The sequence below is a fragment of the Odoribacter sp. N15.MGS-14 genome (assembly GCF_000980245.1).
Lineage (GTDB): Bacteria > Bacteroidota > Bacteroidia > Bacteroidales > Marinifilaceae > Odoribacter > Odoribacter splanchnicus.
In genome coordinates this window covers 1-11,969 of record NZ_LARE01000034.1, presented here as the reverse complement: position 1 = coordinate 11,969, position 11,969 = coordinate 1, and the positions used below count along the sequence as shown (strand labels likewise).

Annotated in this window: 13 protein-coding genes; 7 read left to right on the top strand and 6 right to left on the bottom strand. The window is 46.3% G+C overall.

Annotation, left to right across the window (positions count from 1 at the left end; translation table 11 throughout):
* The first annotated feature begins 91 nt into the window (after positions 1–91).
* Positions 92–706: a flavodoxin domain-containing protein gene (locus WS34_RS08755; protein ID WP_046404348.1), complete on the top strand. Its 615-nt coding sequence runs from the start codon at positions 92–94 to the stop codon at positions 704–706.
* A gap of 237 nt (positions 707–943) precedes the next feature.
* A complete protein-coding gene (locus WS34_RS08750; protein ID WP_046404347.1) occupies positions 944–1,408 on the top strand; it encodes a hypothetical protein in 465 nt (154 codons plus the stop codon).
* A gap of 7 nt (positions 1,409–1,415) precedes the next feature.
* Here WS34_RS08750 and cobC read toward each other — a convergent pair whose 3' ends face one another.
* The 4 genes from cobC to cobU all read right to left on the bottom strand — a co-directional run bounded on the left by cobC (position 1,416) and on the right by cobU (position 4,335).
* Positions 1,416–1,943, bottom strand: a complete 528-nt coding sequence (gene cobC / locus WS34_RS08745; RefSeq protein ID WP_046404346.1) for an alpha-ribazole phosphatase — start codon at positions 1,941–1,943, stop codon at positions 1,416–1,418.
* Positions 1,940–2,686: an adenosylcobinamide-GDP ribazoletransferase gene (gene cobS, locus WS34_RS08740; RefSeq protein WP_046404345.1), complete on the bottom strand. Its 747-nt coding sequence runs from the start codon at positions 2,684–2,686 to the stop codon at positions 1,940–1,942. The genes cobC and cobS overlap by 4 nt, the downstream gene beginning before the upstream one ends.
* A 9-nt stretch (positions 2,687–2,695) precedes the next feature.
* Positions 2,696–3,733 (bottom strand): nicotinate-nucleotide--dimethylbenzimidazole phosphoribosyltransferase, encoded by a 1,038-nt coding sequence (gene cobT / locus WS34_RS08735; RefSeq protein ID WP_046404344.1) that lies wholly within the window; start codon positions 3,731–3,733, stop codon positions 2,696–2,698.
* Between the two features lie 86 nt (positions 3,734–3,819).
* Positions 3,820–4,335: a bifunctional adenosylcobinamide kinase/adenosylcobinamide-phosphate guanylyltransferase gene (cobU, locus tag WS34_RS08730; RefSeq protein WP_046404340.1), complete on the bottom strand. Its 516-nt coding sequence runs from the start codon at positions 4,333–4,335 to the stop codon at positions 3,820–3,822.
* A 199-nt stretch (positions 4,336–4,534) separates the two neighbouring features.
* Here cobU and WS34_RS08725 point away from each other — a divergent pair, with 199 nt between their 5' ends.
* From WS34_RS08725 to cbiB, 5 genes are read left to right on the top strand one after another with little or no spacing between them, the layout of a single operon-like run.
* A complete protein-coding gene (locus WS34_RS08725; protein WP_022159602.1) occupies positions 4,535–5,056 on the top strand; it encodes a histidine phosphatase family protein in 522 nt (173 codons plus the stop codon).
* 37 nt (positions 5,057–5,093) lie between these two features.
* Positions 5,094–5,660, top strand: coding sequence for a cob(I)yrinic acid a,c-diamide adenosyltransferase (locus WS34_RS08720; protein WP_022159601.1), 567 nt, complete (start codon positions 5,094–5,096; stop codon positions 5,658–5,660).
* A 42-nt stretch (positions 5,661–5,702) separates the two neighbouring features.
* Complete coding sequence (locus tag WS34_RS08715; RefSeq protein WP_046404338.1) at positions 5,703–7,196, top strand: cobyric acid synthase; 1,494 nt, start codon at positions 5,703–5,705, stop codon at positions 7,194–7,196.
* 2 nt (positions 7,197–7,198) lie between these two features.
* Positions 7,199–8,233, top strand: a complete 1,035-nt coding sequence (locus tag WS34_RS08710; RefSeq protein WP_046404335.1) for a pyridoxal phosphate-dependent aminotransferase — start codon at positions 7,199–7,201, stop codon at positions 8,231–8,233.
* A complete protein-coding gene (gene cbiB, locus WS34_RS08705; protein ID WP_022159598.1) occupies positions 8,226–9,170 on the top strand; it encodes an adenosylcobinamide-phosphate synthase CbiB in 945 nt (314 codons plus the stop codon). The genes WS34_RS08710 and cbiB overlap by 8 nt, the downstream gene beginning before the upstream one ends.
* Here cbiB and WS34_RS08700 read toward each other — a convergent pair.
* Both WS34_RS08700 and WS34_RS15545 read right to left on the bottom strand, forming a co-directional pair.
* Positions 9,163–10,464 carry a cobyrinic acid a,c-diamide synthase CobB gene (locus tag WS34_RS08700; protein WP_046404332.1) on the bottom strand — a complete coding sequence of 434 codons (1,302 nt, stop codon included), beginning with the start codon at positions 10,462–10,464 and terminating at the stop codon, positions 9,163–9,165. The two genes, cbiB and WS34_RS08700, sit on opposite strands and share 8 nt — an antisense overlap.
* Positions 10,465–10,550: 86 nt before the next feature.
* Positions 10,551–11,879 (bottom strand): TlpA family protein disulfide reductase, encoded by a 1,329-nt coding sequence (locus WS34_RS15545; RefSeq protein ID WP_286693691.1) that lies wholly within the window; start codon positions 11,877–11,879, stop codon positions 10,551–10,553.
* Between the last annotated feature and the right edge of the window lie 90 nt (positions 11,880–11,969).

Below are 11,969 nucleotides of genomic sequence, written 5' to 3'. Positions count from 1 at the left end.
AGAAAATTTTTTTAACAAAAACAAACCGTCCCATTCCTTTGCCGTATATAGGTTAGATATCATATAGGTTTGACATTAAATTATGCGATCCATGAAAAAGGAAAATCAACCAGGGAATTATCAGCTGAAAGCTGATCTGGAAGGGAATTATTTGATAGATAAAGAGCATAAGGCTACAAAACGATTAGGAATATTTTATGCACCTTCGGGAGGCAGCGTTCATAAAGTGGCCCGTCTGATCAAACAAAAACTGGTAGATCTGCAACCGGATCTCTTTGTTATTTCTGATGTCACTCCACTGCAATTACTGGATTATCACAATCTGATCCTGGTTTGTTCGACTTTAGGCCGGAATACCTGGGAAATGGAACAAAAAGATCCCTGGTCGTCATTTTTACCCAAAATGCTCCGGATTCGTTTGGAAGGTCGAAAGGTTGCTATCGTCGGGTTGGGGGATCATGTCAGTTATCCGAATAATTTTGTAGACGGAATGGGCATATTGGGCCAGACGATCGAAGAAATCGGCGGAAAACTGATCGGAGAAACAGAGACCCGTGATTACATCTTTAACGATTCGCGTGCTTTACAGGAAGGTAAATTTATCGGTTTGCCGCTGGATGAGGATTATGAGGCTGATAAAACAGAGACCCGAATCGATAATTGGTTAAAAGGATTGAGGAATACGATGGAGGGAGGACAAAAGTAAGCTTTTGATCCCCTCGCTTCCGGTTTACAATAGCTCACGGGGACGGGGGAGTGGGCTATTTTTGGATAGAAATAAATCATAAAATCATTATTTTCCGAACATTTTCCGAATATTCGGTCTGGTGTGATCAATTTTGTCATGATATTTTTGTATCATTGGTTGTAAAATAATTTAGCAATGACCTCGATTAAAAACACGTAGTGAGCTTGGAGGTGGTTCAAGTAAAAGCATTGAATTATGAATAAGTTGTATTTTTCCATTATTGGAATGATCATTTTTTGTTTTCTCTTCGGATGTAATCAGGAAAATAAGCCGGTTATGCCGTTAGAATCGGTTTTGAGTATTCCGGTTAATACGGTACAAGTGAAATCTTTAGTCGAGAATAATAATTATTTGGATGTAGATGTCGATCGATTGTCTCAGTCGATATGTTCCCGTTCGGGAAATAGTATCGATACCACTGCGATGGGTAAAATGCGGGCTGCTTTATATCGTTTTTATAGTCGTGTAAAGGTGGCAGACGGAAAATATGTCTGCGACTTGAAAAATGCAGAGGAAATCAATATTTCAGAAAGACTTTACGAAGCTATTTTAAACAATCTGAACGAAATGAACACTTGGGTCGAACAGTCGAAAGCGAGTGGTAAAGAAGTTATGATACAGGAAGTGGATGAAGCGTATCTGAATTCATTACTGGAATAATACAGTTTCAGAATTCCAACACATTTTTGCTGCCATAGTCCACCTTTATACTGAATGATTCTTCGATCGGGCAAATGCCTGCGTAGACCATAGCGCAGGCGATGACTCCCCGGTGGGTGAAAATACAGGCATCGGTATGGCCGGAATGGCGGAGTTCATCCAGAAATTGAGCGACACGGCGGCACTGATTTTCATAGCTTTCCCCTCCTCCTGCCGGGAGATGAATCCAGTCCTTATACCAAAGTTCAAGACGGGGGTCGGTGAGATCGTCCCATTTCTTCATTTCCCACTCCCCGAAGTTAAGTTCTTTTAAACGGTCGTCGAGGATCGGTTCATGAAAGCCACAAAAGGCAGCTAGCTTCCGGCAGCGGGAGAGCGGACTGCTATACACGATATCGAACCGTTCGTTGGAAATGTTTGCTTTGACCCGGCTGGCTTCGGTTTCGAAAGAAGGGGCGACACCGACATCGCTCCAGCCGTAACAAATTCCGGTTTCGACGGCTACACGGGTATGGCGGATCAGGGTTATCTTCATAGGGAATAAGTATAAACGATAGTGGCACCGATATAAAAAAACTGTTCGGCTAAAAGTACGCTGGCTCCGCAACAATCTCCGGTATATCCTCCGATTTTACGGTTGAAATACCAACGCAAGCCGGTAAGGATAAGGAGGGTGGGGATTAAAGCTAAGAAAGGAGTCGCCATCAGCCAAAGGGCGGCGAGGCAGGGCAAGGCTACCAGGACAAATTCGCAGAGACGGATTTTGCGGTAGAGTACTTTTACTTTGCTCTCTTCTTCCGTACGGGCATAGGGTAATGTATTGATCATAACGGCGGTACAAAGTTTGGAAAGTACATCCGCTCCGATAATGACACCGGGAAGGGCCAGCGAATAAAACGAACTCAACAAAGATACATACAAGATGAAATACAGAATCAGGCCGATCGTACCGTAACTACCGATATGGGAGTCCTTCATGATTCGCAGGATGCTGGCTTTGTCATGTCCTCCGCCGAAACCGTCGAAAAAATCAGCCAGTCCGTCTTCATGTAAAGCTCCGGTCAGGAGCAGACGGGCGATGACCGCAATGACGCAAGCCGGCAACAAAGGCATGACCCAAGAGGCAAGATAAAGCGTCCCCCAGGTTGTCGCTCCGGTTAAAAAACCTACGATTGGCCAGTATAACAGGATTTCTGCATACTGCTTTTTATCTACCCGGACGATTCGCCATAACGGAAGCCGGGTAAATAATATGATTGCCGCAAACAGAGATTTCATACGGATATCTTAAAAATATTTCGTAACGGCTGCCTGTTTGAAACTGCTCATTTCGTTGATCATACGGATGGCGGATTCTATAATCGGATAAGCGCAAATGGCTCCCGTTCCTTCTCCCAAACGTAATCCCAAATTCAATAATGGCTTGGCGTGTAAAGCTTCTAGCACTAATTTATGTCCGGCTTCATCGCCCTGATGTCCGAATACACAATATTCCAATACCTCCGGATGCAGTTTACTGGCTGCCAGTATGCAGTTAGTCATGATAAAACCGTCGATGATGATCGTCATGCCTAACTCTGCAGCCTGTAGCATACCTCCTACTGCCGCCACCATTTCAAAGCCTCCGAACCAACGCAGGATATCTTCTGCCGAACCGTTTCCCTGATAATTGTCTGTGGCCCGTTTCAATACCTGATATTTATGTTCGATACCCTGGTTGTCCAGTCCGCTTCCGGCACCGACGCATTCTTTTAACGGAATTCCGGTGAAAGAAGACATCCAGATCGATGAAGCCGAAGTATTGGCCATGCCCAATTCGCCGAAACTGATGATGTTGGTTCCTTCCTGATAAGCCAATTGTACCATTTCTGCCCCGATTTCGATGGCGCGTTCCATCTCTTCGGGCGTCATGGCAGGTCCGTAAAGGTAATTATCGGTACTCTTCCTGATTTTCCGGTGAATAAGTCCGGGCAGATCCCCGAAATCGGCATTCACTCCGCAATCTACCACTTTCAGTATGAAATGATGCTGGCGTGCAAACATATTGATTCCGCCGCCGCCTTTCAGGAAATTGTATATCTGTTGTGCCGTTACTTCCGGGGCAGAAAAGCTGACTCCTTCGACAACCACACCATGGTCGGCTGCAAACACAATATTTTGAGGAGTTCTCAAAACAGGAGAGAGGCTTTGTTGGATGGTACCGATCCGGACTGCCAATTCTTCCAACCGTCCTAACGAACCTTTCGGTTTTGTCAAATTATCGATTTTATCCTGAAGTGCCGGTACGATCTTTTTATCCGGCGTTTTGATATTGAAAGTTCTCATATCGTATCCTATTATTTTTTATCCTTATTACCTTTCACTTATTACCTTTCACTTTTTTTACCTCCCTGCCTTTAGCTTTATAGCCTTTAGCCTTTTACCTTTACTCCTATTCCCGAGACCATCAGCACCACCTCGTCGGCTTTCTCTGCGATGTATTGGTTTACCCAGCCTTGCATATCGGTAAACCGGCGTTGGATGGTGTTTTCGGCAACTCCACCCATACCGATTTCATTGGTCACAAAGATAAAAGTCGCTTCCTGGGCTGTAAATCGGTCGAACTCTTCTTTTAGTTCTTGTAAAGCCAGGTCGACATTCGAATCCTGATCGAAAAAGAAATTAGTACCCCACAAGGTAACACAATCGATCACGATTACCCGTCCTTGCAAGTGATGTTTACTCAGGGCTTTTTCTTCCTCGATATTTGTCCATTGAGGTCCCCGGTCACGTTGATGCCGTTCGATACGTTTACGGTATTCTTCATCCCATACCCGCGAAGTAGCCATATAAACAGGGTTGTCGGATAGTTCCAACGCTAAACGCTGTGCATAACCACTTTTACCGGAACGTTGCCCTCCGGTAACTAAAATAATTCTTCTTGTCATTCCTCAGAATTTGAATTTGTAAAGATATAAAACAAAGAAAATCAAAATTCATAAATTCTTATTTTTTTATCGACAATCTTACTTTGAAACGAATTTCGCGAGGGGGTCGAAGAAATGAACACTTAATGACCGGATCAAATCCGATCTGAATTTAGATAAATGATTTCAAAAACTTTTACCTTTGTACAAATTTAGGCAAATGAAGAAAATCGATTTATTATTGACACGGCATGGGGAGACCATCGAAAATCAACGGCATGTTCTCCAGGGGCAATTGCCGGGAACACTTTCCCCTTTAGGAAAAGAGCAGGCAGTTGTTTTGGCAGAACAATTGAAGCAAGAACCTTTGGATGTAATCGTATGTAGTGATTTGGCACGTAGTTACGATACGGCAAAGGTCGTTGCCGGTTACCATGGAAAACAGCCTCAGCCGACTCCTTTATTGCGGGAGATGGACTGGGGAATATATACCGGCGAAACGCTGGAGGATGTAGATTGGGAGCATCTGCCTCCTAGTGTCGAGTCGGTGGACGAGTTGTATCATCGGGCAGGAGAATTTGTGAATTACCTTCGGGTGAAATATGCCGGTAAATGTATACTTGCAGTCGGGCACGGTGCTTTTAACCGGGCGATTCTGACTTATCTGAACGGAGGAAAACCGGCCGATATGGTCGATCTGCCTATCATGGAAAATACTTCTGTTATCCGGTTAAGTATATAATAGATAAATTCGGGATACTGAAATAAATGATAATCATATGAAAATATACACTCGCGGAGGAGACAAGGGGAAAACGAGTATTCATGGCGGACAGCGTGTAGATAAAGACGATATCCGGATAGAAGCCAATGGGACGTTGGATGAGTTGAATTCTGTCCTGGGATTGATTCGTGCGTTGATAGGAGAGGGGCATGAGTGGCAGGAGATGTTGTTTTACCTGCAACGTTCTTTGATGGTGGTGATGTCGCATGTGGCCACTCCGGCTGCCTTAAGGGGACAAAATCCGAATCGGTTGCCGGAAGAACCGGATGTGTATTGTGAGCGGCAAATCGATTTTTTTAATGCAAAAATACAGTATCCGTCCACTCATTTTATTTTACCCGGAGGGAACCTGGTATCGGCCCAATGTCATGTGGCCCGGACTGTGGCCCGGCGGGCGGAGCGTCGTTTGTGGACTCTGAACCGGATAGATCCTGTCGAACCGGTTATCCTGCGTTTTGTAAATCGTTTGTCGGATTTGCTTTTTATCCTGGCCCGGTACGAAATGGATAAAGAAGGGGCTGAAGAAGAGCGTTGGCGTGATTTCTTATATAAGAAAAAATAACGGGTCCCCTTTGAATAATCCTTGCAGCAATCTGTGATAAATATGGAAAAGATAGAGAAAAAAAAACTACGTCCGATTATGTTTGTCGGGACTTGTTCGGATGCGGGAAAAAGTATCCTGAATACGGCTCTTTGCCGTATTTTCAAACAAGACGGCTATCGGCCGGCGCCTTTTAAAGCGCAGAATATGTCGTTGAATTCCTATTCTACGCCGGAGGGAGGAGAAATCGGAAGAGCTCAGGCTGTGCAGGCGGAGGCATGTGGGATCTTGCCGCATACGGATATGAATCCGGTTTTGTTGAAGCCGTCCACCGATCAGACTTCCCAGGTGATATTGAACGGTAAGGCTGTGGGGAATATGTCCGCCCGGGAATATTTTCGTTCGGGGAACAAAACGCAATTATTTACCGAGGCCGTGAAGGCATTTCATCGTCTGGAAGAAAACTATAACCCTATTGTATTGGAAGGGGCCGGTAGTATCTCCGAGCTTAATTTGCGGGACAGGGATATTACGAACATGCGGATGGCGAAAGAGGTGGATGCTGCGACTTACCTGGTAGCGGATATCGATCGGGGAGGAGTGTTTGCTTCTGTTTATGGTTCCGTGATGTTGCTGCCTGAAGAGGAGAGATGTTTGATCAAAGGTATCATTATCAATAAGTTTCGCGGCGATGTTTCTCTTTTTGAAGAAGGACGGCAGATCATCCGGGAGCTTACCGGAGTTCCGGTGGTCGGTGTGATCCCTTATTATAAAGATATTCATATCGAAGAAGAAGATTCTGTCGCTTTGGAGGTAAAAGCTTCTGCTGCTGTGGCAGGGAAGATCAATGTGGCGGTGATTCGTCTGCCGAGAATGTCTAATTTCACCGATTTCAATGCATTGGAGAGAGACGGGCGTTTCCATTTATATTATACGGATAAAGCGGAGGAAATCGGTAAAGCGGATGTTATCATTCTGCCGGGAACAAAAAGTACTATAGCCGATTTGCAGGCTATTTATGCCAACGGGGTGGCGGAAGCTGTGGTGAAGGCCTTCCGGAAGAAGAAAAAAGTCATCGGAATTTGTGGTGGGTATCAGATGATGGGCGTGCGGATCGAGGATCCCGGGCAGGTCGAAGGTATGCAAACCGTGACCGACGGATTGGGTTTACTGCCTCTGGTCACGGTGATGCAGGATACGAAGGTGGTTTGTCAGAGTCATTTCCGTTTTAAGAATTATGAATCGGATTGTGCCGGTTATCAGATTCACATGGGGACGACGACACCTTTACACGCGGGAGAGCGGCAAACAACGCTCAATACCCTTGCAGACGGTACAACCGACGGTTATCGGTTGAACGCAGACTGCTGGGGAAGTTATATGCACGGTATCCTCGACAATCCGGTTGTTTTAGACGATTTGGCCGCAGGTTTCGGAGTGGCTGCCGGCAGTGGTTTTGATTACAGGGCTTTTAAAGAACGGCAATACGACCTTCTGGCCGGTCAGGTACGGAAAGCTGTCGATTTGGACTATATTTATTCAACTTTATATTTATAACTATGATTCACGGACATGGGGATGACCTTTATAAATCGCAGGTGCAAATAAAAGCGAACTTTTCGACAAATGTCTGGTATGAAGCGGATACCCGTCCCTTGTGTGATTTTTTGAGTACGCATCTCGAAGGCATTTTTCATTATCCGGAACCGGATGCCGGTTCTTTCCGTAAGGTGGCTGCTGCCTACCACGGGCTTACTCCCGAACAGGTTTTGGTCGGAAACGGGGCTACAGAGTTGTTCTATATGGTGGCTCATGCTTTTTCCGGTAATCGTACGTTGATACCTGTCCCGTCGTTTACAGAGTACGAAGATGCATGTACCTTGTATGACCATCATATCCAATTCGTTGGGCAGGTCGATGTGGAGCATATTCCCGAACATACCAATCTGATGTTTATTTGTAACCCCAATAATCCGGACGGACGAATCTGGAGTCTGGAAGAAATTACGGCTTTGGTGAAAAATTATCCGGATATGGTGCTGGTTGTCGACGAATCGTTTATTCATTTTGCTCCCGGTACGGAGTCGGCTTTATCACTGCTGAAAGAATATTCGAATTTGTTGGTTATAAAATCGATGACCAAGTGTTATGCTATTCCGGGCTTGCGTTTGGGATATATGCTGGGAAATCCGGCTATCGTCGAATTTGTGGGTTGCTTTGGGCAGCCTTGGTCTGTGAATGCGCTGGCGATAGAAGCCGGGAAATTCTTGCTCCGGCATGGCGGGGAAGGTTTGCCGGATGCTTCTTTGTTAAGGATCCGGCAGCAGGAGTTCGCTGCACAAATGGCCCGAATTTCCGGATTCCGTCCCTTGCCTTCGGGTACTTCTTTTTTTCTCGTAGAAACGGATTACAACAGTTCGGCTTTAAAGAAATATCTGTTGGAGAAACATGGACTATTGATTCGGGATGCTTCCAATTTCAGAGGATTGGATACGCACTATTTTAGGGTGAATACCCTGACTGAGGCAAAAAACCGGCTCCTGTTGGAAGCATTGGAAAGTGTAGATAAAATCAAATTAGAGCCTTATGAATGAGGTGTGGCTGGTTATTCTTCCCTTGATTGCGGGTTATCTGCTGGATCTGGCCTTTGGGGATCCCCGGACAATCCCGCATCCTGTCGTGGGGTTTGGAAATATGATCTCTTGGGCAGAACGGCATTTCAATTGCGGCCGATTCCGGAAATGGAAAGGGGCTGTCGTGGCACTGTCGTTTCCTTTGTTTGTCGGTATGATCGGTTGGGGGATAACCGTCGGGACCCTGGCCGTTGGGGTTTGGTGTTTCTGTATTGTTGCGTCTGTCTTTGTTTTTTATGGATTGGCTAACCATAGCCTGATCCAGGAAGGGAGGGAAGTCATCGATATATTGAAAAAACAGGGCGTGGAGGCGGGACGCCGGCGCCTGTCCTGGATTGTAGGCAGAGATACATCGGAATTATCGCCTAAGGAGATATATACGGCTGTACTCGAAACGATGGCAGAGAATCTGAGTGACGGGGTTGTGGCTCCTTTATTTTATTATGCTTTGGGCGGATTTCCGGCTATGATGGCTTATAAGATGGTAAACACCCTGGATTCGATGATCGGTTATAAAGATGAGCGTTACCGGCAGTTCGGTTGTATGGCAGCCCGTTTGGACGATGTATTGAATTATATCCCGGCCCGGTTGACTGCTTTGTTTATGGCCCTGGTAGCCTATCGTCCCGGTCTGTTCCGGTTTATTTTCCGTTATTGCCACCAGCATGCCAGCCCGAATTCCGGTTTCCCGGAATCGGCTATGGCGGGAATTTTAGATTGCCGGTTCGGCGGTGCACACGTTTATCACGGTTTGTTGGTCGAGAAGCCTTATATCGGGGATAACGACAGGGAAATAAGCTATGCCGATTTCCGGATTGCAGTCCGGGTGAATCATAGGGTAACTCTCCTTACGGTAGTATCGATCGTTGCGGTCTACCTATGCGTGTTTATCAAATAAAGAACGGGGGAAGATCTCCCCAATAAAAGTGAATATAGCTGGCAGTGACATGCCCGGAACGATAAACCGGCGTATCGACTTCCATCCCTTTGGCATTCGTTACCCGGGCAATGGATGGCAGGGGGCTTTGACCCGGGATTATGCGGGAGTAATGGAATTCGTGGCCCCGGTATTCCTGCCCGTTCAGAAAAATTTTGCGATATCCGAGTTTTAATTTCATATTTTCCATCGTTGCTCCTTGCGGTAAAAAACCGCACATCGGATAGGAATGTCCGTCTGTATCGGTAATATATTCTCCGAGGTACATCATTCCCCCGCATTCGGCAAACAGGTGTCCTCCGTTTTGGCAATAATTCAGTATCGACTGCCGCATCGTTCGGTTTTCAGTCAAACGGGAAAGGTAAAATTCCGGGTAGCCTCCGGGTAAATACACCAGGTCGGAGATGGGAAGTTCACTGTCATACAGCGGACTGAAAAAAGTGAGTTTGCCTTTTTGTTCCAGTACACGTAAATTTTCCGGATAGATGAAATTGAAAGCTTCGTCACAGGCGATGGTAATACGCATGTCACTGGCATGGCTGTTTGTTTTTCCCGGAAGACAGGACGACGGGGCAGTTGCACAGGAACAAATATCCAGCAAACGGTCGATATCCACCGTCTGTTCCACCTGACAGGCGATCCGGTCGGCAAATTCATCGAAGCAAAACTCACTATCGATGTTCAGGCCCAGGTGGCGGGAGGGTATTTCGATGCCTTTGCATTTGGGCAAATATCCCAGGGCTTCGACGCCGGCATCCCGGCAGGCTTGTTGCAGGTAGGTGTAATGCGATTCGGAACCGACGAAGTTGAATACAGCTCCTGCGATTTGGATATCGGGACGGAAATGTTTGAAACCATAGAGGATTGCTGCGACGGTGTAAGCGGTCGACCGGGCATTGACCACGAGGATAACGGGAAGATGCAACAGGCCGGCAAGTTCGGCGCTGCTGCCTGCCATATTGTCGTATCCGTCGAAAAGTCCCATAACACCCTCGGTGATGCAGATGTCTGCCGTTCGGCTATGCCGGGCATATACCTCTTGTACATGTGTCGCTGAAGCCATGAAGGTATCTAAATTGTATGACGTTTGCCCGGCCGCAGCTGCATGGTGTTTGGTGTCCAGGTAGTCGGGGCCGCATTTGAACGGTTGTACTTTCAGACCGCGGTTTTTCAGCGCACGCAATAATCCCAGCGTGAAAGTGGTTTTTCCGCTGCCTGACGAAGCTGCACCGATGAGAAATTGAGATGTGCGCATATTTTTTTCGCAAAGATAGTGATAAAAAACGAAAAACCAGACAGGTGGGATAGGGGCAACCGTCACACATCAATAACCGCTAATACTTATTTCAATTGATTGAGCCTATCTCTTAACGGTACACCGATAGAAGGACGTTCCGCCTTGTATTGCATCAATTTGCCATCTTTGCCATACAGCAGGAAATGAGGGATACCCCGGACATTCAGCATATCGGTAAAGGCACCATCCTTAACAATCCATTGATGTCCGTCCAGCTGCAACTGATCCATTTTCTTTTCCCAGGCCTCCCGGTTTTTATCTAAAGAGATACTGACAAATACCACATCGGGATTGGTTACACTTTTCTCCAGTTTTTGCAGATAAGGAATCTCCGCGCAACAGGGACTACACCATGAAGCCCAAAGATCGATGTAGAGATATTTATCTTTAAAATCTGACAAGCGGTGTTGATTACCGCTCCGGTCCTCGAAAGTCACGTCCGGAATCGGGGCACCGACGACTGAAAAACGCTTTTCCCGGTACTGACGTACAACATCTTCCCCACCGGGCACTCCCTCGCACAATGTTTCCAACCGGATCAGATTCTCTTCACTATAGGGATACTCACTGATATAATTGGCGAGTATCGAGAGATGTAAGGCTTCCCGCATAGAAGGTGTCCGGAATTGTTCTTTCAACAGGCGGATTTGCTCTTCCGGGGTTCGTGCCTGTTTCCTCAAGTAAGAAAGAGCAAGAATCTTGCTACCGTAAAACTGTCTCCAATAAGGTTTATCCACGATTGCCGGCACCTCCGGTAAACCGGAAGTCAGGTCTTCCGGTAATTGCATTCCCTGCCGTCCGTAATGATGAGCCATATTCTGCACGATCTCCAGGTAAGTAATCAAACTCCACGTATTCAGGTAATCGGCTAGCACCTCATCCGGTTGCCGGGTAGCGATCAGGCGTTTCGCTTCCTGAAGGAAGTCTGATAACTTGCCTTTCAACTCTCCGGGTGCCGAGGAAGACTGCCAGAAAGTTTTACCCGATTGCAACATGTATGTCCGAAATTCCTGGAGCATCCGGTTCCCTTTATCGACGGCCTCTATCATTGCCTCTTGATTTTGTAACACGAATTTCATCTTTACGGGCTTGCTGTTCTGAAAGTAAACGGGAGTAGAGAATTGCCACTTCTCCCCGTCTTTTTCCGTAACCACGCCATTGAAATTGAAAAACGGGATATTTCCGGCAGGCAAAGTGACCGAGAATCGATGACAACTATCCGGCACGATACTTGCCGTCGTATCGTTACCCTGCAACGATAAACGGTAAGAGATTCCTTCCGTAGGATATAATTCACCCGTGAAAGTATATTCAGATTTGTTCCGGCAAGCAACGCAAGCCAGAACAAACAAATAAAAACAAAATCGTTTCATACAAATCATTGCTTCTTGTAAATGATTTTTAGCGGTTTATAAGCCACGTTCAGCCAAGGCCCTTCCACGTCTATACCGGTATCGGCATTC